Origin of the sequence: Mesorhizobium sp. M0816, from assembly GCF_040320005.1 — a bacterium.
Lineage (GTDB): Bacteria > Pseudomonadota > Alphaproteobacteria > Rhizobiales > Rhizobiaceae > Mesorhizobium.
On sequence record NZ_JAMYOT010000003.1, the window covers coordinates 146,797 to 168,316 of the forward strand.

Annotated in this window: 21 protein-coding genes and 1 pseudogene; 8 read left to right on the forward strand and 14 right to left on the reverse strand. The window is 62.1% G+C overall.

The window, feature by feature from the left end; translation table 11 throughout:
* Positions 1-49: 49 nt before the first annotated feature.
* Positions 50-1,450, reverse strand: a complete 1,401-nt coding sequence (locus NKI17_RS05045) for a PAS domain-containing HWE histidine kinase family protein (protein ID WP_352782486.1) — start codon at positions 1,448-1,450, stop codon at positions 50-52.
* A gap of 93 nt (positions 1,451-1,543) precedes the next feature.
* Entirely contained in the window at positions 1,544-2,377 is an 834-nt protein-coding gene (ku, locus tag NKI17_RS05050) for a non-homologous end joining protein Ku (protein ID WP_023677071.1), read from the reverse strand.
* Between the two features lie 110 nt (positions 2,378-2,487).
* On the opposite strand from ku, the gene NKI17_RS05055 reads away from it, so the two are divergent.
* Positions 2,488-2,952, forward strand: a complete 465-nt coding sequence (locus tag NKI17_RS05055; protein ID WP_023677070.1) for an NUDIX hydrolase — start codon at positions 2,488-2,490, stop codon at positions 2,950-2,952.
* Positions 2,953-3,006: 54 nt separating this feature from the next.
* On the opposite strand, the gene NKI17_RS05060 is transcribed toward NKI17_RS05055, so the two are convergent.
* Positions 3,007-3,609, reverse strand: a complete 603-nt coding sequence (locus NKI17_RS05060) for an alpha-ketoglutarate-dependent dioxygenase AlkB (RefSeq protein ID WP_023677069.1) — start codon at positions 3,607-3,609, stop codon at positions 3,007-3,009.
* Positions 3,610-3,738: 129 nt separating this feature from the next.
* On the opposite strand from NKI17_RS05060, the gene NKI17_RS05065 reads away from it, so the two are divergent.
* Together NKI17_RS05065 and NKI17_RS05070 are read left to right on the forward strand one after the other, a co-directional pair.
* Positions 3,739-3,954 (forward strand): KTSC domain-containing protein, encoded by a 216-nt coding sequence (locus tag NKI17_RS05065; RefSeq protein WP_023677068.1) that lies wholly within the window; start codon positions 3,739-3,741, stop codon positions 3,952-3,954.
* Between the two features lie 161 nt (positions 3,955-4,115).
* Positions 4,116-4,271, forward strand: a pseudogene (locus NKI17_RS05070) (histidine kinase); the annotation flags it as partial.
* Between the two features lie 37 nt (positions 4,272-4,308).
* Here the strand turns inward: NKI17_RS05070 and NKI17_RS05075 are convergent.
* Together NKI17_RS05075 and NKI17_RS05080 are read right to left on the reverse strand one after the other, a co-directional pair.
* A complete protein-coding gene (locus NKI17_RS05075) occupies positions 4,309-5,490 on the reverse strand; it encodes an acetate/propionate family kinase (protein WP_352905482.1) in 1,182 nt (393 codons plus the stop codon).
* Positions 5,490-7,901 (reverse strand): phosphoketolase family protein, encoded by a 2,412-nt coding sequence (locus NKI17_RS05080; RefSeq protein ID WP_352905484.1) that lies wholly within the window; start codon positions 7,899-7,901, stop codon positions 5,490-5,492. The genes NKI17_RS05075 and NKI17_RS05080 overlap by 1 nt, the downstream gene beginning before the upstream one ends.
* 302 nt (positions 7,902-8,203) lie before the next feature.
* Between NKI17_RS05080 and NKI17_RS05085 the strand changes: the two genes are divergently transcribed.
* Positions 8,204-10,204: a protein-L-isoaspartate(D-aspartate) O-methyltransferase gene (locus tag NKI17_RS05085; protein ID WP_352620756.1), complete on the forward strand. Its 2,001-nt coding sequence runs from the start codon at positions 8,204-8,206 to the stop codon at positions 10,202-10,204.
* Between the two features lie 48 nt (positions 10,205-10,252).
* On the forward strand, positions 10,253-10,498 hold the full coding sequence (locus NKI17_RS05090) for a hypothetical protein (protein WP_352571849.1): 246 nt from the start codon (positions 10,253-10,255) through the stop codon (positions 10,496-10,498).
* Positions 10,499-10,608: 110 nt separating this feature from the next.
* On the opposite strand, the gene NKI17_RS05095 is transcribed toward NKI17_RS05090, so the two are convergent.
* From NKI17_RS05095 to NKI17_RS05110, 4 genes are all read right to left on the reverse strand, one after another.
* Complete coding sequence (locus NKI17_RS05095; RefSeq protein ID WP_352905485.1) at positions 10,609-11,100, reverse strand: DUF1772 domain-containing protein; 492 nt, start codon at positions 11,098-11,100, stop codon at positions 10,609-10,611.
* 104 nt (positions 11,101-11,204) lie between these two features.
* Entirely contained in the window at positions 11,205-12,743 is a 1,539-nt protein-coding gene (locus NKI17_RS05100) for a SpoVR family protein (RefSeq protein WP_023677061.1), read from the reverse strand.
* Positions 12,743-14,065: a YeaH/YhbH family protein gene (locus tag NKI17_RS05105; RefSeq protein ID WP_023677060.1), complete on the reverse strand. Its 1,323-nt coding sequence runs from the start codon at positions 14,063-14,065 to the stop codon at positions 12,743-12,745. Before NKI17_RS05105 ends, NKI17_RS05100 begins: the two co-directional genes overlap by 1 nt.
* 19 nt (positions 14,066-14,084) lie before the next feature.
* Positions 14,085-16,034, reverse strand: a complete 1,950-nt coding sequence (locus tag NKI17_RS05110; RefSeq protein WP_023677059.1) for a PrkA family serine protein kinase — start codon at positions 16,032-16,034, stop codon at positions 14,085-14,087.
* Positions 16,035-16,305: 271 nt separating this feature from the next.
* On the opposite strand from NKI17_RS05110, the gene NKI17_RS05115 reads away from it, so the two are divergent.
* Positions 16,306-16,467, forward strand: coding sequence for a hypothetical protein (locus tag NKI17_RS05115; RefSeq protein ID WP_023677058.1), 162 nt, complete (start codon positions 16,306-16,308; stop codon positions 16,465-16,467).
* 16 nt (positions 16,468-16,483) lie between these two features.
* On the opposite strand, the gene ocd is transcribed toward NKI17_RS05115, so the two are convergent.
* Together ocd and rocF are read right to left on the reverse strand one after the other, a co-directional pair.
* Positions 16,484-17,551 (reverse strand): ornithine cyclodeaminase, encoded by a 1,068-nt coding sequence (ocd, locus tag NKI17_RS05120; RefSeq protein WP_352571844.1) that lies wholly within the window; start codon positions 17,549-17,551, stop codon positions 16,484-16,486.
* A 3-nt stretch (positions 17,552-17,554) separates the two neighbouring features.
* Entirely contained in the window at positions 17,555-18,475 is a 921-nt protein-coding gene (rocF, locus tag NKI17_RS05125) for an arginase (RefSeq protein ID WP_352588776.1), read from the reverse strand.
* A 130-nt stretch (positions 18,476-18,605) separates the two neighbouring features.
* On the opposite strand from rocF, the gene NKI17_RS05130 reads away from it, so the two are divergent.
* Positions 18,606-19,043, forward strand: coding sequence for an Lrp/AsnC family transcriptional regulator (locus NKI17_RS05130; protein WP_352588773.1), 438 nt, complete (start codon positions 18,606-18,608; stop codon positions 19,041-19,043).
* A 208-nt stretch (positions 19,044-19,251) separates the two neighbouring features.
* Entirely contained in the window at positions 19,252-19,575 is a 324-nt protein-coding gene (locus tag NKI17_RS05135; protein WP_352588770.1) for a hypothetical protein, read from the forward strand.
* Positions 19,576-19,616: 41 nt separating this feature from the next.
* Here the strand turns inward: NKI17_RS05135 and NKI17_RS05140 are convergent, their stop codons facing one another.
* The 3 genes from NKI17_RS05140 to NKI17_RS05150 form a co-directional block, all read right to left on the reverse strand.
* Entirely contained in the window at positions 19,617-19,832 is a 216-nt protein-coding gene (locus tag NKI17_RS05140; protein WP_352905486.1) for a hypothetical protein, read from the reverse strand.
* A gap of 17 nt (positions 19,833-19,849) precedes the next feature.
* On the reverse strand, positions 19,850-20,221 hold the full coding sequence (locus tag NKI17_RS05145; RefSeq protein WP_023677052.1) for a SpoIIAA family protein: 372 nt from the start codon (positions 20,219-20,221) through the stop codon (positions 19,850-19,852).
* Positions 20,222-20,311: 90 nt separating this feature from the next.
* On the reverse strand, positions 20,312-21,505 hold the full coding sequence (locus NKI17_RS05150; RefSeq protein WP_352905487.1) for a DUF3182 family protein: 1,194 nt from the start codon (positions 21,503-21,505) through the stop codon (positions 20,312-20,314).
* Positions 21,506-21,520: the final 15 nt, after the last annotated feature.

Sequence of the window (21,520 nt, forward strand, 5' to 3'; positions counted from 1 at the left end):
GGGATTGCGCTAACACACGGCCGCCAAGCCGCGGCCGAGGCAGCGGCCTTCAATCAGCCGCGATGCCGGCCGTCGACATCTGAACGAAGCGCAGCGGCGCTTCCAGCGTCCAGCTGATGCCGTGCCTGGCGAATTCCAGGCGGCCGGTGCCGCTGAGCGCCTGCGGCGTGACGCGTTTGAGCACAACCGTTCCGAAACCGCGTCGCGTGTTTTCATCCACCAATGGTCCGTCCAGCTCCCGCCAGACAAGGCGGAAGCCATCGCTGCCATCGGCGGCTGGGGTCACGGTCCATTCGACCTCGACCCGTCCGTCATGGTGCGACAGCGCTCCGTGCTTTACCGAATTGGTGGCCAGCTCGTGAAAGGCAATGCCGAGATATTGCACGGCGTTCGGCTGCAGCATGATCATCGGCCCGCTCATCGACAGCCGGGCCTGTGTCGCGAAGGCCTTGGTCTGGGCATGGATCAATTCGCCGATGGTCGCGCCACGCCATTCCGCATCGACCAGGAGGTCGTGCGATTCCGAAAGCGCCATGATGCGTTCCCGGACCCGTGAAAGGAAGGCCTCTGGCGTACCCGCCAGCTTGCTGGTCTCGCGGATCATCGAGACGATCACCGAATACTGGTTTTTAACGCGATGGTTGACTTCGCGCATGAGTGTGCGGATGCGCCGTTCGCTTTCCTTGTGGGGGCTGATGTCGCGCGCGATCTTGGAGGCGCCGATGATACGCCCGATGCCGTCGCGTATAGGCGAGATGGTGAGCGAAACCGGAACCAGGGTGCCGTCCTTGCGCTGCCGGATAGTCTCGTATGAAGGAATCCGTTCGCCGGCGCGAATGCGGCTGATGATCATGGCTTCCTCATCCAGGTGGTCGGGCGGGATGAGGATCGTCACCGGGCGCCCGATCGCCTCGGCGGGCGTATAGCCGAACAGGCGTTGTGCCGCGTCGTTCCAGCTGGTGATAATGCCGTTCAGGTCTTTGGACACGATGGCGTCCATCGAGGATTCGACGATGGCGGCGAGCCTTATGCCGGCGTCGTCGGCCAGCGTCTGCATGCGCAGGTCGAGCAGGGTGTTGATGGCACCGACAACCTCGCCGGCTTCATTGCGAAGCAGGACCGGATGCGCACTGAACGGGATGAGTTGGCCGTCCGGCCGCTCGGCGATGGCTCGGCCCCCACGAACGTCCCGCTCCTCGAGCAAGGCAACGGCCATTGGACACTCGTCATGCGTCATCGGTCGCCCGTCGAGGTGGCGAAGCTTCCATGACCCGCACCAGCGATCCTGGCCGATAACCGGACGATATCCCCAGAGATCGGCAGCGGCTTCGTTGAAGAAGGTGATGTAGCCTTGTTTGTCGGTGGTGTAGACGGCCACAGGCAACGCCTGCATCAGATCGGCGGAGGAAACTTGCGGGATCCCGCCAGTCCTTAGTTCAACGACGTCCACCAGTCCCCCGCTCCGCTTGGCTTGCCGACGGATTGCTACGTCATCTAAATGCGCGCGAGCGTTTTCGGTTCCGTTCGATCCGCTTTCGGACATTCAGGCTGATTTGCGTTTCGGGGCCGTTCTCGGCTTTTTGCTGGGAGCCTTGCCGCCTTCCTGCGCCAGGCTTTTGCGCAGAACATCGGCGAGATTGATGACGTTCGTCTTGGGCTCAGGTGCCGGCTTGGGCGGTTTCTTGCCCTTGCGCTTGGCCTCGATCATTGCAACCAGCGCCTTTTCATAAGTATCGTCGAACTTCGACGGGTCGAATTTGGCGGGCTTCTTGTCGATCAGCAATTGCGCGATTTCCAGCATCTCGGGATCGACCTTGCGAGCCTTCAGCCCTTCGAACACCGCGTCCGCCGCGACCACTTCATTGTGGTTGCGTAATTCCGTCATCAGCATGCCCTTGCCCAGTGGCTGGATCAGCACCTCTCGGCCTCGCTGGTACAGCACGACGCAGGAGCGGGCTGCTACCTTTTTCCTGGCCATGGCGTCCCGGATCACCGCGAAAGCCTCCGTGGAGGGCGCGTCGGCCGGAACGAGATAGTAGGGTTTTTCGAGGTAGCGTGCATCGATTTCGGCGGCAGGCACGAACTCGCCGATCTCGAGCGTATGCTGCGATACCATCTTCAGTTTCTTGATTTCGTCCGGCTCTATATGGATGAACTCACCCTTTTCGACCTCATAGCCTTTTACCTGCTCCGCCGCCTCGACCGTGTCGCCGGTCTCCTCGTCTAGATAGGCGCTCTTGACCGGGAGACCGTCCTTGCGGTTCAGGATCCTGAAATGCACTTTCTCGGCCTCGCTGACGGCACCGATGATCTTGACGCCACAGGAAACCGATCCGACTTTCATAAAGCCCTTCCAGGCAGCTCGCGGCGTCGCCATGTCGATCACTCATTTGTCGAACGGACGGAACGGCTGCGCGCGGAAATCGTTCCGGCTGCTCCACATGCCGGCCCGGACGTTCGTTGCATTTTCGTCAGGGGAATAGCGGAATGGCCCAACGCAGCGCAGGGTTGCTGATTTATCGCCGAAGCGAAGGACATCTCCAGGTCTTGCTGGTGCATCCGGGCGGCCCATTCTGGGCGAAGAAGGACGACGGCGCATGGTCGATCCCGAAGGGCTTGGTCGACGAGAACGAGGACGAGCTGGCGGCAGCAAAACGCGAGGCCGAAGAGGAACTCGGCCTTGCCATCGACGGGGATTTCGAAAGCCTTGGCAGCTACAGGCAGCCGGGCGGCAAGCTCGTCATCGCATGGTGCGTCGAGACGGATTTCGACAGCGACGCCATCAGCAGCAACACCTTCGTCATGGAATGGCCGCCAAGGTCCGGCTCGATGAAGGAATTTGCCGAAGTCGACAAAGCGGGCTGGTTCTCCCTGCCTGAAGCCAACCTCAAGATACTGAAAGGCCAGCGCGCCATGTTGGCGGACTTTGCCGGCCGGCATGGCGACGGATGAATTTGTTTCAGCCCAGTTCTTAGGGCAGTGCTCGGGCTTCCTCACCGCTCTGCTTTAAGCGCGTTGCGGCCGCAGCGTGCGCAACGTGATCGAATAGCGGTGCTCCGCAACCGGCGGAATGCTGTGCTCCCATTCGCTGCGCGCGGCGCCCGTCATCAGATAGGCCGATCTTGGCTCGACGGTGACCGTCTTGCGGTCCCATCGCGTGCCGTTTTTCCGCCGCAGGCGAAAGCTGCAGGCGGCCAGCAGGGAAACACCGGCGACGGCCTCGAAATGAGGCTTGTCGCGGTGCCAGCCGATACCGGCGCCCGGCCGGTACTCGTTGATCAGCACCTGCACGAAGGTCTCGGCGGGCAGGCGGGCGAAGGCTGCAACCTTTTCCCTGAGCGGCAGCAGAAAGCCGGGTATCGGCGGTGCCTCGACGACTTCGCGCCGGTCGTAATCATAACGCAGCCCAAAACCGACCACCCGCCGGTTTGCCAGATGGCCGTGAAAGTCGAAGGCCTGAAAAGGCAGGCTTGCGAGCTGGCTCGCCAACGCTGCTTCTTCGTCCGGCGTGATCAGTTCGGGCCGGTAGCGGAATCCTTCCGGCAGGTCGTCGGCGGCGGCAAAGAGATCGCCCTGGCGGGCTGCAGCCGATGTCTTGGGCGATGGCATCAACCGTATTTGGTGAAGCCGGCCCGTAGCGGCAAGGCTGCTTCGGTAGCAAGGAACCTCGCTCTCCGTGCAGGGTTATTCACATGACGATATGGAATGGAGCACTGCCGAGCATTGGACCTGTCGAGGATGCCTTCAACTGCGATCAGAAGCATCGATTACCAACCGGCGACGAGGATCCTCTCCGTATGGTTCGCCCCGAGCGGAAGCCGCTATGATTACGAGGACGTGCCGCCGCAGGTCCACGCGGCATTCCGCAAAGCCTCGTCAAAGGGCCGGTTCTTCAACGAGCATATTCGCGACCGGTACAAATACCATCTGGTCGAGCAGAGCCATTCGAGCTGAGCCTTCAGCCGCTTCTCAACCACGATCTCGGCTCTCCGCCATGCCTGGCCGCGTGGTGGCAATGAGCGGACTTCGCAGTTGGCGAGCGACCTGATATTGATCATGGTCCCACCCAAAACATCGAAAGCTTGGAATGTCCGCCGAAGCCGAAAAAACCGAGCGAAGGCGAGACCTGGCCGAAACCCGGCAAGCTCGGAGCACTGATCGCTCAATCGCTGACCGAAAATGCCAAAGCCCGGTTCGAGGTGGATTCTGCCCCCGGCAAAGGAACGCGGGTGACCATCGTGTTCAACAGATCGGCCGCCCTCGCGACGTAGCCGGTCGAGCAAGCGCCGCCATTCGAGGCCATCCGCCTCAGCCGGGCCCCTCCATTACCTTGCGCGTGTGGCGGGCGATGACACCTTCTTCGTCGGTCGCCACGACGCGGACTTCCACCTTGCTCTCCGCCTGGCTCATCAGCGCGGCATGAGAGCGGTTGGCGGCCTCGTCGATCGCCACGCCAAGCCAGCCAAGCCTGTCGCAAATCGCTTTACGGGCCGTGGCCGAGTGCTCGCCGATGCCGGCGGTGAACACCAGGCATTCGAGGCCACCCAGCGTGTTGGCGAGGGCGGCAACTTCCCTGCCGGCGCGGAAGGCGAAAAGCTCCAGCGCTTCGCGCGCCCGGCGGTCGTCGCTGGCCTCCAGCGAGCGCATGTCGCCGGAAATACCGGACACGCCGAGCAGGCCGGATTCCTCATAGAGCATGTGCTGCAGCGCCTCTCCCGAAAAGCCTCTTTCCAGCAGCAGGTACAAAAGCACGCCCGGATCGATGGCGCCGCAGCGCGTGCCCATGACCAGGCCGTCAAGCGCCGAAAAGCCCATCGTCGTATCGACGCTGCGCCCGGCGCGCATGGCGCACAGGCTCGCCCCATTGCCGAGATGGGCGACGATGGTTCTTTTCGCCGCCAGATCGGGCGATATCTGCTTGAGCCGGCCGGCGACATATTCGTAGGAAAGCCCGTGAAAGCCGTAGCGGTGGATGCCGTCTGCCTCATAGCGGCGCGGCAGCGCGAAACGGCTGACCAGAGGCTCGATGGTCCGATGGAAGGCGGTGTCGAAGCATCCGACCTGCGGCAGGTCGGGCCGCAACGCGGCAAGCGCCCGGATCGGCGCGAGGCTGCGCGGCTGGTGCAGTGGCGCAAGCGGCGTCAGCCTGTCGAGAGCCTCGACAATTGTCGGCGTCAGGCGGACAGGTTCGACGAAGTCGCGGCCGCCATGGACGATGCGATGGCCGGCGGTGATGAGTTTCCTTCCGCCAAGTTCGTTCTCGATCCATTGCAGCATCTGGCCGATGGCTAAATCGGGCGATGCGTCTGCTGCAAGTGGCCGATCGCACTGCACCGCCCCATCGGCGGCTTTTGCGGTCAGCCTTGGCGCATCGCCCAAATCCAGCGAACCGCGCGAGGCAAGATCCAGCTCAGCGGACACTCCAAGATCGTAAAGCCCGAACTTGATGCTCGACGAGCCGGCATTCAACGCAAGGATCGATCGTCGCATCAATCGCCGGCCCTCGTCGCGCCGTCCTGCGGCCAAGACCATTTCTGGATCTCGGGCATGTCCTCGCCATGTTCGCGGACATAGGCCGTGTGTTCAGCCAATTTCCCGTGCAACGCCGCGGCAAGATCCTTCGCCCGCTCGGCCAGCCCCGGCACACGCGCGATCGCGGCGAGCGCGAGATGGTAGCGGTCGAGCTGGTTGAGCACCACCATATCGAACGGCGTCGTCGTCGTGCCTTCCTCGCGAAAGCCGTGCACATGCATGTTGTCGTGGTTGGCGCGCCGGTAGGTCAGACGGTGAATGAGATAGGGATAGCCGTGATAGGCGAAGATGACCGGCTTGGCCCTGGTGAACAGCGCGTCGAACCTGTCATCGGCAAAGCCATGCGGATGCTCGGAATTCGACTGCAAAATCATCAGGTCGACGACATTGACGACGCGGATATTCAGGTCCGGAATGCCCGAGCGCAGGATATCGGCTGCAGCCAGCGTCTCCAGCGTCGGCACGTCGCCGGCGCAGGCCAGGACCACATCCGGATCTTCGCCCTTGGCAACCGTCCCGGCCCATTCCCAGATGCCGGCGCCGGCCTTGCAGTGTGCTTCCGCGTCTTCGGCGGACAGCCATTGCGGCGCCGGCTGCTTGCCGGCGACGATGACGTTGATGCGGTTGTAGGTTTTCAGGCAATGGTCGGTGATCCACAGCAGCGTGTTGGCGTCGGGCGGGAAATAGAGCCTGACCGTGTCGGCCTTCTTGTTGGCGACGAAATCGGCAAAGCCTGGGTCCTGATGGCTGAAGCCGTTGTGATCCTGTCGCCAGACATGCGAGGTCAGCAGGTAGTTGAGCGAGGCGATCGGCTTGCGCCAGGCAAGTTCGCCGGAGGTCTTCAGCCATTTGGCGTGCTGGTTGACCATGGAATCGATGATGTGGACGAACGCCTCGTAGCACGAGAACAGGCCGTGGCGGCCGGTCAGCAGATAGCCCTCCAGCCAGCCTTGGCAAAGATGCTCGCTGAGCACTTCCATGACGCGGCCGTCACGGGAAAGATGGACGTCGTAAGGCTCGATCCGCTCCATCCAGACCCGATCCGTAACCTCGAACACGTCGTCGAGGCGGTTGGAGGACGTCTCGTCGGGTCCCATCAGCCGGAAATTCCTGGCCTCGGCGTTCAAGCGGATCACATCGCGAAGATAGCTGCCGACGGTCCGCGTCGCCTCCCCGACAGTGCCGCCCGGACGCGGTACGTCGAGCGCGAGGTCTTTCCAATCGGGAAGCACGAGGTCTTGTTTCAGCAGGCCGCCATTGGCGTAGGGGATTGCGCCCATGCGTCTTGACCCTGTCGGTGCCAGCGCCGCGAGCTCCGCCAGGAGATGCCCGCGTTCGTCGAACAGCGTCTTCGGTTCGTAGCTGCGCATCCAGTCTTCGAGGATCTGCCGGTGCGCCGCATCGCCTCGTGCGTTCGACACCGGGACCTGGTGCGAGCGCCAGAAATCCTCGACTCGTCTGCCGTCGACCTCTTTCGGCCCGGTCCAGCCCTTTGGGCTGCGCAGCACGATCATCGGCCACAGCGGCCGCTCTCCCTTCCAGCCCGCGGCTCTTGCAGGCTCCTGGATGGAGTGGATCCGGTCGAGCACGGTATCGAGCGTGCGGGCCATCTCCCGATGCATCGGGGCAGGCTCATGGCCTTCCACGAAAAAGGTTTCGTAGCCATAGCCGAGGAACAGGCTGCGCAACGCCTCGTCTTCCATGCGGCCGAGGATGGTCGGGCTGGCGATCTTGTAGCCGTTGAGATGCAGGATCGGCAGGACGGCACCGTCGGATGCCGGGTTCAGGAACTTGTTGGAATGCCAGGCCGCGGCGAGCGGGCCGGTCTCGGCTTCGCCGTCGCCGACGACGCAGGCAACCACAAGGTTCGGATTGTCGAAGGCGGCGCCGAAGGCATGGACCAGCGCATAGCCGAGCTCTCCGCCTTCGTGGATCGAGCCGGGCGTCTCCGGAGCCGCGTGGCTCGGCACTCCGCCGGGAAACGAGAACTGCCGGAACAGCTTGCGCAGGCCGTCTTCGTCCCCGCCGACCTCGGGATAGATTTCGCTGTAGGAGCCCTCGAGCCAGGTGTTCGCGACCATTGCCGGGCCGCCGTGACCCGGCCCGCAGATGAACAGGACATCGAGACCACGTTCACGGATGATCCGGTTCAGATGCACATAGATGAAATTGAGGCCGGGCGTCGTGCCCCAATGGCCGAGCAGCCGTGGCTTGATGTGCTCGGGCCGCAAGGGCTCGCGCAAGAGCGGATTGTCGAGCAGATAGATCTGGCCAACCGAAATGTAGTTCGCGGCGCGCCAGTAGCGGTCCATCAGATCGACCTGGTCAAGGCCGGTCGTGTGCGCAGCGGTGCGAGCCTCGTCGTTCATGGAAATGCCTCCGGAATACCCTCGTCCGTCGTTATCTGGAGTGGCGCCGCGTCGGAGAAAGGATTTGCCTCGAAATAAGTTTGGGCGGCGTGGCTAGCGCCCGCTTGCCGATCCTGCAACCCGCCTCGCCACACAAAAGCGGGTCGGTCTTTTGGGGAACCTCGGGGCTTGCTAACGGTTAGGGAGATGCACCGCATTGCTTGAATCCAAGGGGACTGCCGAGGCCCTGAGATACGAGCCGGCCGAGGTGGCGTTGAGCAGCTTGGGCGATTGTAGCGGAGGCCCATAGGAGGAGCAAAAAGATGCTCGATCTCTCCCATGCCCGCAACCAAATGGTCGACATCCACTTGAGCCGCCGTGGCATTCGCGACCGCAATGTCCTTCAGGCGATGCGCGAGGTCCCGCGCGAGGCTTTCGTCGATCCTGGCTTTGAAGAATTCGCCTATGAGGACGGGCCGCTGCCGATCGCCGAAGGTCAGACGATATCGCAGCCCTACATCGTTGCGTTCATGATCGAAATGGCCGAGGTCGGAGCCGGCGACCACGTCCTCGAGGTTGGCACCGGCTCGGGCTATGCGGCTGCCGTAATGAGCCGGATCGTCGAACGCGTCTACACGATCGAGCGCCACGCCGCGTTGGCTGAAACGGCAAGGCAACGGTTCAAAAAGCTTGGCTACGACAATATCGAAGTCCGCACCGGCGACGGCACCAAGGGCTGGCCCGAGGCGGCACCCTTCGATGCGATCCTGGTTGCGGCCGCTGGGCCCGGCGCACCGCTCGCTCTGCAAGAACAGCTCGATGTCGCTGGCCGGCTTGTCATCCCGGTCGGCGATGAATTCGACTCGCAGCGCCTGCTCAAGGTCACCCGTACCGGCGCCGCAACCTACACCGAGGAGGATTTCGGCGGCGTGCGGTTTGTTCCGCTGATCGGCGAGCAAGGCTGGGGCGAGCCAGGCAGCGACAGCCAAATAGCGGCCGATCTTCCGCACCGGCATCAGCGCAGAAGCAGCCTGCCGCAGATGATAGCGGCCGCCGCCGAACCGCTTCCGGATTTCGACGATCCTGCCTTCGGTGCGCTGTTCGACCGGTTTGCCGACCGCCGCGTCGTCTTGCTCGGCGAAGCCAGCCACGGCACGTCGGAGTTCTACCGTGCGCGCGCCGCGATCACTCGCAGGCTGATCGAGAAGCATGGCTTCACCATCGTCGCGGTCGAGGCCGACTGGCCCGATGCCGCGGCGATCGACCGCTACGTCCGCCACAGGCCGCCGCGGCCCGGCGCCGATCCGCCGTTCCAGCGCTTTCCCACCTGGATGTGGCGCAACACCGATGTCGCGGTGTTCGTCGACTGGATGCGACAGCATAATGAGCGGATCAGGGTATCTTCCCGGCGGGCCGGGTTCTATGGCCTCGACATCTACAATATGGGTGGATCGATCGCGGCGGTCCTGCAATATCTCGACCGGGTCGACCCACAGGCTGCAAGGATCGCGCGCGAACGCTACGGCTGCTTGACGCCGTGGCAGAACGACCCGGCCACCTATGGCCGTGTCGCACTCACCTCCGGTTACCAGAAATGCGAGAAGGCCGTGCTCGAGCAATGCCGGGAACTGCTTTCCAGAGAGCTCGACTATGCGCAGCAGGACGGTATCGATTTCCTCGACGCCACCCAGAACGCCCGCCTGGTCGCCTCCGCCGAGCGCTATTACCGCACCATGTATTATGGCGGCGCGCAATCCTGGAACCTGCGCGACACCCACATGTTCGAAACGCTGGAGCACCTGCTGCAGGCCCGCGGCCCGAACGCTAAGGCAGTGGTGTGGGCACATAATTCCCATATCGGCGATGCCCGCTACACCGAGATGGGGATCGTCAGGGACGAAGTGAACATCGGCCAGCTCTGCCGCCAGCGTTTTGGCGACGAGGTTGCCTTGATCGGGCTCAGTACGCATTCCGGGACGGTGGCCGCCGCCACCGACTGGGACGGCGACATGGAAGTGAAACCGGTTCGGCCTTCCCACGACGACAGCTATGAGCGGCTTTGCCATGACAGCGGCGTCTCGCCTTTCCTGCTCGATTTCGAGCGCGACGACACGCTGCGCGAACGGCTTCTGGAGCGCCGGCTGGAACGCTTTATCGGCGTCATCTACCGGCCCGAAACCGAGCTCCACAGCCATTATGCGGACGCCTCGCTCGCCCGCCAGTTCGATGCTTTCGTCTGGTTCGATGAAACCAGTGCCGTGACGCCGCTTGGGCCGGAACATGCGGGGACAGGCCTTCCCGAGACCTATCCTTTCGGGCTGTAGCGAATTTGGACCCTGGGAAAGTGGAAAATTAAAAGAAGGAGGTCACCGATGGCCGGAAAAAAGACTCATGAGCAGCAATTGCGCGTCATCGAAGAGCGCGAGAACACGAAAAACGCCGGCAAGGATTTCGACGCGGAAGCGGATTTGAAAAAGACCAGGCAAGAGCGCGAGGCGTTCCGGCGCGGTGCCGAGCTCAGATCGGACCCGAAGGACATTGCCGATCCCGACGACCGCAACATCATCCGCGGCGAGCACCAGGAAAGCGCCCACAACAAGCATCGCGCCGACCGCTGAAACGGCAGGATCGCTTGACGTTAAGATAGTACGCCGGTTCCGTTCCCTGATCTCGGATGCAGCGTTCGTGGCGACAAGTTGGCGGACGAGGGCCGTCTTGATCCCTGGCGCTATTCAGCAAAAAATGTCGCGGCGATAGCAATTGAGACGAGGCTCAGCATCGCCAGGCCTGCCTTGGCGACATGCGAAGCCTCCCAGACGTTGCGCAAGTCTCTCCAGTCGCCGGTCTGCTTTCGAGAGAACATTGAAAAAAACGTCGCGGCTGATTGCGGCATGGCAACGTCTTGCACCCAGAAATTATTGACGGGATGCGTGATCAACCAATAGGTCGCATGTTCCGCCAGCAAGAAGGCAAGCGCCGCCAAGGTCCACCAGAATCGAGCGCTTGGATAAGGCGTCAGGTAGAGCAGGATGGCGAGGGCAATGATGCCGCCGATCTCGGCAAAGCCGCCGATCGTGAAGCCGGGATAGTAGATCGCCTGCACTGATCTGTAGGTGGCCTCCTTGAGGCGCAACTTGCCGGGCAATTCCAGTGCGTGCGCGAGCGAGAGCGCCATCGAGACGGCGACCAGAAGAAGGGTGGCGATCATCAATGCGCGCATTTTCCTGCTCCCTGAATGATGCCCTCGTGGCGCGCGCGTACTTAGGGTGGTTGGTGATCCTATAAAGGCAACGACACCCGACTTCGCCGGCAAGTCCGGTTCGGTCATTCCCCGATCTGGCTGGTCGACCGTTCGTGGACTGTGGCGCCGGTCTGTGCGTCGACCGCAGCCATGCTGACCTCGTAGCCCCAGAGCTTGCGGATATGGCGCAGCGTGGCGTCGCGGCTGCCGCCTTCCAGCACTATGCCGTCCTTGACCTTATGCTGCAGGCGCAGATGCCGATCGCCGAGCAGGTCCACGTCCACCACCTGGATGTCCGGCCGGCTGGCGCCGATGTCGTAGCTGTGGGCGAGTGCGGCGCGGATGCTCTCGTAGCCGCGCTCATTATGTATCGAGGCGACTTCGTAGTGCGGATCGTTGGCCGCATCGGCAAGCACAAAGAACCGCCATTTCCGGATCAGGGTAGGGCTCAGATACTGGCGGATGAAGGACTCGTCGCGATGGTTGGCCCAGGCGTCCAGCAGGGTCTGGCGCCAGTCGCCATTGCCGGCGATATCGGGAAACCAGTCGCGGTCCTCGGCGGTCGGCGCGGTCGAGATGCGCTGGATGTCCTGCATCATGTCGAGGCCCAGCGCGTAAGGGTTGATGCCGGAAAAGCGCGGATCGTCGAAGCCCGGCTGGAAGATCACGTTCGAATGGTTGCGCAGCACTTCCAGCATGGCGCCTTCGCCGATCAGGCCGCGGTCGAACAAAAGGTTCATCAGCGTGTAATGCACGAAGGTGGCGCAGCCCTCGTTCATCACCTGCGTTTGGCGCTGCGGATAGAAATACTGCGCGATGACGCGGACAATCCGGATGACCTCACGCTGCCAGGGTTCCAGGATCAGGCTGTTCTTCTCCAGGAAATAAAGCAGGTTTTCCTCGGGCAGCTTGAGCGATTTCCTGCGCTCCGCCATTGTATCCGTCTCGCGGGGCTTGGTGCCGTCCTTCGAAGGCGGCAGCGTGCGCCATAGGTCATTGTAGGAACGCTCCTCGTATTCCAGGCGCTCGCGAACGCCCTCGCGCTGCTTTTCCGACGACAGTTTCGGCGGCCGGTGATATCTGAACACGCCCTGTTCCATCAGCGCATGTGCGGCATCGAGGATCTCTTCCACCGCATCGACGCCATGCCGCTCCTCACAGCGGGCAATGTAGCCCTTGGCGAAGTCCAGATAACTGAGGATGGCGCTGGCGTCAGTCCACTGCTGGAACAGATAATTATTCTTGAAGAAATGGTTATGGCCGAGTGCCGCGTGCGCCGTCACCAGGGCCTGCAGGGCCATGGTGTTTTCTTCCATCAGATAGACGATGCAGGGATTGGAATTGATGACGAGTTCATAGGCGAGCCCCCGTCCGCCTTTGCGGTAGAGCAATTCCTGGTAGAGGTAGTGCTTGCCGAACGACCAGTGGCGGTACATCAGCGGCATGCCGACAGAGGAATAGGCGTCGAGCATCTGTTCTGAGGAGATGATCTCCATCTGCACCGGATAGACGTCGAGGTGGAGCTCTTCCGTGGCGACCGCCTCGATGGTCTCGTAGGCACGCGACAGCGTCCTGAAATCCCAGTCGGAACCGGAAAACAGCAACCCGGATTTGCTCGCCATCAGCCCCCTCTTTCAGCGCTCTTTTGATAACCCGGCTGTCTGGCGAAGAGCTGGCGGAAAACCGGGTAGATGTCGGCCGCCGTGGCGATGCGGCTCATCTGGAAGTTCGACCACCTCAGCTTGACCGCACTGTAGGCACGCCACAGCGACGTGCCGTTGTCGGTGGCGCCGAAGATGTGGCTCTCACGCTCGTCGAGGATCTCGACATAGGCGAAATACTGGCAAAGCCGCATGATCTGTTCGTCGAGCAAGGCGATGCAGCGCTCGGAATCGGTGACGAAATTGTCGCCGTCCGAGGCCTGGGCGACATAGATGTTCCATTCGCGGCTGGGATAGCGTTGCTCGACGATGCGGTGCATCTCCTCGAGCGCCGTGGAAACCACCGTGCCGCCGCTCTGAGTGTTGTAGAAGAAGGTTTCCTCGTCCACCTCCTGCGCCTCGTGCGTGTGGCGAATGAAGACGACCTCGGTGCGGTCATAGCGCCGTTTCAGGAACAGGTGCAGCAGCACGAAGAAGCGCTTGGCCAGATCTTTCTCGCGTTCGCCCATCGAACCGGACACGTCCATCAGGCAGAACATCACCGCATTGGCGTTCGGCACCGGCTGGGCGTCGAAGCGGTTGAAGCGGATATCGACCGGATCGACAAAGGCGATCCGCTTGCGGCGGCGCTCCAGCCGCTCAAGCTCTTCCTGCAGCGCCACGATGCGCTGCCGCATCTCGGCGTTTTGCGGCTTCGTCTCCAGCGTCGCGATCTCCTGCGCGACAGCGTCGACCGCCTCCTGCTTGGGGCGCCTGAGCGCTATGCGGCGGCCATGGCTGTTGCGCATCGTGCGCCCGACATTGATGTTGGTCGGCGAGCCGGTCGCGGCGAAGCCGGCCCGGCGCGGCTTGAAGGCGAGGATCTCCTTGAGGTTGAGCTTGACCATATCAGGCAGTTCGAGGTCTTCGAAAAAGAGGTCGAGCACCTCCTCGCGCGACAGCACGAAACGGAAATCGTCCTCCGATTCGGTTCTCCCCGGGGCGGATCCCATGCCGCCGCCCTGGCCGGGTTTAGGCAGCCGGTCGCCTCGGGCAAAATGCTTGTTGCCGGGCAGGACGTGCTGGCGGCTGCCGCTGTTCCGGGCATCCTTGAAGCTCGGCTCGCCGGTGCCTCGCGCCGGCATCGAAACGGCATGCTCGGCGTCCACGTCGGCGATCTTGCCGGTGCGGATCTGATCGCGGATGGTGCGCTTCAACTCTTCGCGCGCCCGCCGCAGGAAACGCTGCCGGTTGCCGAGGCTTTTGTCCTTCGGGTTCAGTCGGCGATCGATGAAGATCGGCATATGTTACCCCGGGCTGGCTTCAACCCGCCTTGTTCACCCGCATGTACCAGTCCACCAGCCGGCGGACCTGGCGCTCGGTGTAGCCGCGCTGGATCATCCGCTGCACGAATTCGGTATGCCGCTTCTCCGTCACGCTGTCCTGCTTGGAGCCGAAGCTGATCACCGGCAGCAGATCTTCGACCTGCCCGAACATCCGCTTCTCGATGACTTCGCGCAGCTTTTCGTAGCTTGTCCATGATGGGTTGCGGCCATGGTTTCTGGCCCGCGCGCGCAGCGTGAACTTCACCACTTCGTTGCGGAAGTCCTTGGGATTGGCGATGCCGGCCGGCTTTTCGACCTGCGACAGTTCGTTGTCCAGAACCTCGCGATTGAGGATCTGGCCGGTATCGGTATCCTTGTAGTCCTGATCCTCGATCCAGGCATCGGCATAGGCGATGTAGCGGTCGAACAGGTTCTGGCCGTATTCGCTATAGGATTCCAGATAAGCCTTCTGGATCTCGTGTCCGATGAACTCGGCATAACGGGTCGCCAGCTCCGACTTTATGAAATCGAGATAGTCCGCCTCTGTTTCCTTCGGGAACTGCTCGCGCTTGATCGCCTCTTCCAGGATGTACATCAGATGCACCGGATCGGCGGCCACCTCTTCGGTGTCGTAGTTGAAGGTCTGCGACAGGATCTTGAAGGCGAAGCGGGTGCTGACGCCGGTCATGCCTTCATCGACACCGGCCGCGTTTCGGTACTCCTGGACCGACTTCGCCTTGGGATCGGTTTCCTTGAGGTTCTCGCCGTCATAGACGCGCATCTTGGTGTAGAGCGGCGAATTGTCGTGTTCGGCCAGGCGGGTCGAAACGGTGAACCGGCTGAGGATATCGAGCACTTCCGGAGCGCAGGGGCTGGAGGCCAATTCGCTTTCGCGCAACAGCTTCTCGTAGATCTGCCGCTCTTCGGTGACCCGCAGGCAATACGGCACCTTGACCACCAGGATACGGTCGAGGAACGCCTCGTTGTTCTTGTTGTTCTTGAACTGCAGCCATTCCGATTCGTTGGAATGGGCAACGATGATGCCCTGATAGGGGAAAGCGCCGAAATTCTCGGTGCCGTTGTAGCTGCCTTCCTGGGTCGCGGTCAGCAGCGGATGCAGCACCTTGATCGGCGCCTTGAACATCTCGACGAATTCGAGCAGTCCTTGCGTGGTCCGGTTCAGGCCGCCGCTATAGGAATAGGCATCCGGATCGGACTGGCTGAAGTTTTCCAGCTGCCTGATGTCGACCTTGCCGACCAGGGCCGAAACGTCCTGGTTGTTCTCATCGCCCGGCTCGGTCTTGGCGATGCCGATCTGGCGAAGCCTGGACGGCATCAGCTTGACGACGCTGAATTTGGAGATGTCGCCGGACAATTCGTCGAGGCGCTTGGCCGCCCAGGGCGAGATCAGGCCGTTCAGCCGCCGCCGGGCGATGCCGTATTTATCCTCCAAAAGGTCGCCCATGCGGTCGGGGTCGAACAGCCCGAGCGGCGATTCGAACACCGGGCTGACCTGGCCGCCGACCTTCAGCGTATAGATCGGACGCTGCTCCATCAGCCTTTTCAGCTGCTCCGCAAGCGAGGACTTGCCGCCGCCGACCGGGCCGAGGAGATAGAGTATCTGCTTGCGTTCCTCGAGCCCTTGCGAGGCATAGCGGAAATAACCGGCGATACGCTCGATCGTATCCTCCATGCCGTAAAAGTCGGCGAAGGTCGGATAGATCTTGATCGTCCGGTTCGAAAAAATACGGCCAAGCCGCTCGTCCTTGCTGGTATCGACAAAGGTCGGCTCGCCAATCGCCTCGACCATCCGCTCGGGCGCCGAGGCGTACATCGACTTGTCCTCGCGGCAGGCAAGCAGATATTGCTGGAGGCTTATCTCCTCCTGCGCCGCATTCTTGTAAACCTCGGAAAACAGATCGAAGACGTCGGATTGATTCTCACGCATGGTATTCCTAGCCCCGGAGCCGGTGTGGCTGCACGTTTGTCTCTTGAACAACCAAATGTCGGAAAGCCCTTGTGGTTCCCTTCACTTTGCAGAGAGTGCCTGTGACCGAATGATAAGACTCTAGATAAGGGCATCCTGAGTGCAGACAAGGCGTGGAACGCCCCGCTCGAAGCATTAAATCCTGAATCGCGCCACGCCGTGCGGGCGACCTCCGATAAGACGGAGGAACGGTTCTGGTCCTTCCCGGTTGTGAAGGAAAGGAGACGGTTCGATGTTTGAGACTAGTTTGTGGTTGCTCGTTGTTGCAGGCGGTCCACTGCTGCTGGCAATCCTGATCGCCTACGCCCTGCTCACGCAGCGCCGTCGCGGCCCGGCGGAGCGCAGGGAAAGCGACCGCGCCACCGAGCGCCTCTACCAGGAAAAGAAGGACTGACCGACAGGATCGCAGCTCAGCTGCCGGCAACCGCCAGCCCGGCCACTTTTTCGGCGCGCAGCAGCATGCCGAACAGGTCACGCGGTTCATCGGGATCGGCCAGAAGGTCTAGTTCCTCGTAAAGGCCGGTCCGCTGAAGCTGATCGCGGACGTAGCGCAGCGCGGAAAAATCCTCGATCGCAAAGCCGACGGAATCAAACAGCGTGATCTGTCCGGCGTCCGTCCGGCCTGCTGCCTTTCCTGTCATCACCTGCCACAATTCGGTGATCGGATGGTCCGCATCGAGCTGCTGGCTCTCGCCTTCGATGCGCGTCTGCGGCGGATACTCGACGAAAATATTCGAGCGCAGCAGAATGTCGCGATGCAGCTCGGTCTTGCCCGGGCAGTCGCCGCCGACCGCGTTGATGTGCACGCCGGACCCGACCATGTTGTCGGTCAGGATTGTTGCCGACCGCTTGTCGGCGGTCACCGTGGTGATGATCTCTGCACCTTCGACGGCCTCCTGCGCCGACGCGCAGAGCTTGATGTCGAAACCCATGCCGGCAAGGTTCTTCATGCATTTGGTCGAGGCCGCCGGGTCGATATCGTAGAGGCGCAGCCTGTCGACGCCAAGCAGCGCCTTGAACGCAATGGCCTGAAATTCCGATTGCGCGCCATTGCCGATGATCGCCATGCACCGGGCGGCCTTGGGAGCGAGGTATTTCGCGGCAACCGCCGAGCTGGCCGCCGTTCGCAGGGCGGTCAGGATGGTCATTTCCGAAAGCAGCATCGGATAGCCGTTGCCGACATCGGCAAGCACGCCGAAAGCGGTCACGGTCTGACGGCCGTCACGCGTGTTCTTCGGATGCCCGTTGACATATTTGAAGCCGTAAAGCTGCCCGTCGCTGGTCGGCATCAGCTCAATGACGCCGTCAATGCTGTGCGAGGCGACGCGCGGCGTCTTGTCGAACAGCTCCCAACGCCTGAAATCCTCTTCGATATAGGCGGCAAGCTCGACCAGAAAGCGCTCGATGCCGATGGCAAGCACCAGCTTCATCATGCGGTCGACGCTGACGAAAGGAACGATGTTCAAATTGACCGTCATGGCTCAGAACCCCCTCGTCGGGCGATCCATGATCCGCCGGCCCATCAAGCTTGCGGTCAGGTCGACCAAAAGCGTGGCGGTGCGGCCGCGCTCGTCAAGAAAAGGGTTGAGCTCGACCAGGTCGAGACTGGTGACGAGGCCGCTGTCATGCAGCATTTCCATCGCCAGATGCGCCTCGCGGAAGGTGGCGCCGCCTGGGACGGTGGTGCCGACCGCCGGGGCGATCGACGGGTCGAGAAAATCGACGTCGAGGCTGACGTGGAGCATGCCGTTGGCGGCGCTCACCCGTTCGAGAAAGGCGCGAAGCAGTTGCGCGATGCCGTGCTCGTCGATCGAACGCATGTCGTGGACCGTCACGCCGGCTCTGCGCAATGCATCCCTTTCCGCCAGGTCCACGCTGCGGATCCCCAGCGCGCATATGCGAGCCGGCTCCACCTGCGCTGCAAGGCGGGGGAAATAGCCCTCGAAGCCGGGCTGCCCGCTGGCATAAGCCAGCGGCACACCATGCAAATTGCCGCTGGTCGTCGTGTCGAGCGTATGAAAATCGGGGTGCGCATCGAGCCACAGCACGAAGAGCGGCCGGCCGGCATTCGCCGCCCGGCGGGCAATGCCGGCGAGCGTGCCGGCCGAAATGCTGTGGTCGCCGCCGAGAAAGATCGGCATCGCATCGGCGCTCGCGGCATAGGCGGTTTCGCTGATTGCCGCCGTCCAGGCGGCGATTTCCGGCAGCGCCTTCACCGCCGCATTGCCGTGTACGACAGGGCGCATATCGGCAGGGACAATCGTTCCGAGGTCGGTCAGCGTATGGCCAAGCTCGGTCAGCGCGCCGGCCAGGCCGGCCGTGCGCAGCGCACTCGGCCCCATCTCGCAGCCCATCCTACCCGAGCCGGCCTGGATCGGTGCCCCAACGATTGTGCAATGCATTTGTCATACCCCACCGAATTACGATGCCATTATTGAAGCGGGCATCGCTGGCAGAATGAACATGTCAAATTGGCAAATTTGTCGAAGTGCCTTACCATTGTGGCATCATCTACTTCCGTTGTGAGCAATCATGGACCAGCTCGACGAGCAGATCATCACCTCTTTGCGGCACGACGCCCGGCGCAGCATTTCCGATCTTGCCGTCAGCCTGGGTGTCTCCCGGGCAACGGTAAGGTCCCGGATCGAGCGACTTGAAAGGGACGGCGTCATCGTCGGCTACACCGTCATTCTGCGCGCCGACGCGGTCGATCAGCGCGTGCGTGGCATCATGATGATCGAGATCGAAGGCCACGCCGCCGATCGCGTCATTCGGGCGCTGGGCGGCTTCTCCGAGGTCTCGACCATCCACACCACCAATGGCCGCTGGGATCTGGTGATAGAACTCGGAACCCAGACCCTGAGCGAGTTCGATGCGGTGCTGAGACGTATCCGCCTGATCCCCGGAATTACCGGCAGCGAAACAAGCCTGCTCCTGGCAACGCCACGCACCACCAAGGCTCGGCTGTGACTTCGAGGAACTGCGCTTGACCTGCAGCGGTAACGAAATCCGCCAAGGAACCTTCAATTGTCGCCGCGGTTAGAGCAATTCCAGTAAAAGTGTGGAACGGTTTTCCGTTCGGAATTGCGTCAAAACGAAAAAATAGAGCGGTTCAGCGTTTCCGGGAAACGACGAACCGTTCTAGGCCCGGACAGGCCTCCTTCGAGGGAGAACAATCATGGCTCACGCCCAGCAGGAACTGGTCGAATTCGTTATCAGCAAAGCCTTCAACCCGGTCATGCGGGCCAAACCGGACGGAAAATCCGATGCCGAGCGCAAGACGCTCGAACATGTCCAGCAGGCCACGAAGACCGAGATTGAGCGCTATCGCCGTTACGGCTCGGCCGAGGAGGTCGCGACCAATTTCAAGCGCGACCTGAATTCCGACGCTGCCAAAAAGTTGCACGCCCAGCTGCGCCGACTGCATCTGCCGACGATCGAGGACATTCGTGACGACTTCGAGGACAAGGCCCGCAAGCTCGGGGTCAAGGCCTCGTCGTAGATCCGCGACCGATCGCCTCGGTGACGTCCGTCAGGCTGTCATCACAAACCGTCCTTGGTCGGAGGCCACCCTGACCGAACCGTCTCGGGGATGTTGTCCGACGTCAGATCGCCCCGATTGAGCTTTTCAATCGCTTCATCGGCTTCGCTTTCGTCGAGACCGGAAAGCGGCAATCCATCAACCACGACGGCTTCGTCGCTCTCGCTGTCATAGACCTCCCAGAGGCCGTCTGAATCCTGTCGTTTGTCGAACGGCATGGCACTCCCCAACACCGCTATTGTACGCCTGCCACCCATTTCAGGGCCTGGGCTTTTTCGTCCTCCGGGAACACCCGCGCCTCGATTTGCGGAAACAGCGCGTCCGTCATTTCCGTAGCTGCCTTGATCCACTGCTTGTCGGAAATCACGGCGGCACGTTTGAAGCGGTGGAGCTCGCCAAGTTTGCTCAGCCCATACTGCAGGTCGCGCCGCAAGGCGCCAGCCGTCATGTCCTCGAAATCGGTAAGATCGGTCAGGACGCCGATGTCCTTATGGTCGCTCAGTTTCGCTTCGATCGCCGGGATGACTCTGTCGTAGTCATCCGCCGTCACAGTGCCGGTGACACGAAAGGCGGCGACGTTCTGGGGAGCGGAAATCATCTCGATCATTTTTTCCTCCGGTTTCTGACTGGCTGGCTGCCTGAAACAAACTCGGGCCATTCGCGGATGTTCCCTGCCAAAGGCGTGTTTCACTTCGACCTAAAATGACGATCGGCCGGCTTCCCCGACCGGCCCTCGGATCACCTTGGTGACGACGGTGTAACGCGTGATTTGGCCCTCCTCGGGGTCCTCTCCGTCGAAGTGGATTTCTGCATTCAGCGGCAGCTGCGCGGTGTTGCCGAACTGCTTGACCGCGGAGACATGCACAATCTGCACGTCGGGGTCACGCGTCATGGCCTCCATTGCCGCAAGCTCGGCCGTGCTGCTGCCGCCGATCCGCCAACTGGCTTCCAGCACTCCCGATCGCCAGATGCCCGAGGAATCGACACCTTGGCCGATGTCGTAGTTGCGCCGTGAGGCGAAAAATCCGGGATAGCCATCCATCGCCGCGTCGTAGGTCCTCGCCTGCGCCACAGCCAAACTTAGCGCCGGAGAAAGCTGCAGCCTGTCGAGCGCCTCCCATCCGCCGCGCACGACGACCAGATCGGATCCGCCGTAAACGGGCTGTCCGGCATTGTCGGCCGTCATCCGCTGCACGCCGTAATAGGCGACCGATGTTCCGTCGATCGCCGTTCTGCCAATGCTCAGCGTGACGATGTCGCGAAGCTCCGTTTCGAGAACAAGGCCGTATTCCCTCAGGTCGGAGGATGGATATCGATCCAGCAGCCTTTCGATATCGGCGACGGTCGCGGCGGTGTGCTGGTCGCGGCCCCTCGAAGCGCGCGGTGGCTTGAACCGGACCAGCCCGAGCTGCAGCAGACGTTCCGCTGCGCGCAGCGCGTCATCGCGTGAAAATGCGGTATAGCCGGGCAGTACGGCCGCGCCGACGGCTCTGCCGAAGCCGGCTGGCCATTCTTTTGGCCGTGCCGCCGACCCGTCCACCAGCTCGTGGGTTATGGCCTTGGTGGTTGCGAGGCGCCAGGGCACCACACCGCCGAAGAGGTCGTCCGGCCCGTTTATGCCCAGTTGGAGCGCATCGACGGCAAGCAGGCTGTCGTCCGGCACGAAATACAGTCGGCCACTGTCACCGCCGCCGTCCCTCAGGCCCTGGCGGAAGGCAAAGCCCTTCAACGCCGCAATCGTGCGCGCAACGGCAGCGACGGTTTCCCGCTCGTGGGTATAGATTGTCTCGCCGCCCGGCACGGAGAACGCGATCACAACACCTTTTGCCCCGCTTGGTTGCTTACCGCTTAGCCCGGTCATGTCGCGCCCTTCGTCCATTGCCGAGCCCATTGCCGGTTCCGCGGC

Coding starts and splice junctions, on each gene's coding strand:
- ku (WP_023677071.1), bottom strand. CDS start 2,377: ATGGCGACGCCGCGAGCTGCCTGGAAGGGCTTTATGAAAGTCGGATCG.
- NKI17_RS05055 (WP_023677070.1), top strand. CDS start 2,488: ATGGCCCAACGCAGCGCAGGGTTGCTGATTTATCGCCGAAGCGAAGGA.
- NKI17_RS05060 (WP_023677069.1), bottom strand. CDS start 3,609: ATGCCATCGCCCAAGACATCGGCTGCAGCCCGCCAGGGCGATCTCTTT.
- NKI17_RS05065 (WP_023677068.1), top strand. CDS start 3,739: ATGCCTTCAACTGCGATCAGAAGCATCGATTACCAACCGGCGACGAGG.
- NKI17_RS05075 (WP_352905482.1), bottom strand. CDS start 5,490: ATGCGACGATCGATCCTTGCGTTGAATGCCGGCTCGTCGAGCATCAAG.
- NKI17_RS05080 (WP_352905484.1), bottom strand. CDS start 7,901: ATGAACGACGAGGCTCGCACCGCTGCGCACACGACCGGCCTTGACCAG.
- NKI17_RS05085 (WP_352620756.1), top strand. CDS start 8,204: ATGCTCGATCTCTCCCATGCCCGCAACCAAATGGTCGACATCCACTTG.
- NKI17_RS05090 (WP_352571849.1), top strand. CDS start 10,253: ATGGCCGGAAAAAAGACTCATGAGCAGCAATTGCGCGTCATCGAAGAG.
- NKI17_RS05095 (WP_352905485.1), bottom strand. CDS start 11,100: ATGCGCGCATTGATGATCGCCACCCTTCTTCTGGTCGCCGTCTCGATG.
- NKI17_RS05100 (WP_023677061.1), bottom strand. CDS start 12,743: ATGGCGAGCAAATCCGGGTTGCTGTTTTCCGGTTCCGACTGGGATTTC.
- NKI17_RS05105 (WP_023677060.1), bottom strand. CDS start 14,065: ATGCCGATCTTCATCGATCGCCGACTGAACCCGAAGGACAAAAGCCTC.
- NKI17_RS05110 (WP_023677059.1), bottom strand. CDS start 16,034: ATGCGTGAGAATCAATCCGACGTCTTCGATCTGTTTTCCGAGGTTTAC.
- NKI17_RS05115 (WP_023677058.1), top strand. CDS start 16,306: ATGTTTGAGACTAGTTTGTGGTTGCTCGTTGTTGCAGGCGGTCCACTG.
- ocd (WP_352571844.1), bottom strand. CDS start 17,551: ATGACGGTCAATTTGAACATCGTTCCTTTCGTCAGCGTCGACCGCATG.
- rocF (WP_352588776.1), bottom strand. CDS start 18,475: ATGCATTGCACAATCGTTGGGGCACCGATCCAGGCCGGCTCGGGTAGG.
- NKI17_RS05130 (WP_352588773.1), top strand. CDS start 18,606: ATGGACCAGCTCGACGAGCAGATCATCACCTCTTTGCGGCACGACGCC.
- NKI17_RS05135 (WP_352588770.1), top strand. CDS start 19,252: ATGGCTCACGCCCAGCAGGAACTGGTCGAATTCGTTATCAGCAAAGCC.
- NKI17_RS05140 (WP_352905486.1), bottom strand. CDS start 19,832: ATGCCGTTCGACAAACGACAGGATTCAGACGGCCTCTGGGAGGTCTAT.
- NKI17_RS05145 (WP_023677052.1), bottom strand. CDS start 20,221: ATGATCGAGATGATTTCCGCTCCCCAGAACGTCGCCGCCTTTCGTGTC.
- NKI17_RS05150 (WP_352905487.1), bottom strand. CDS start 21,505: ATGGGCTCGGCAATGGACGAAGGGCGCGACATGACCGGGCTAAGCGGT.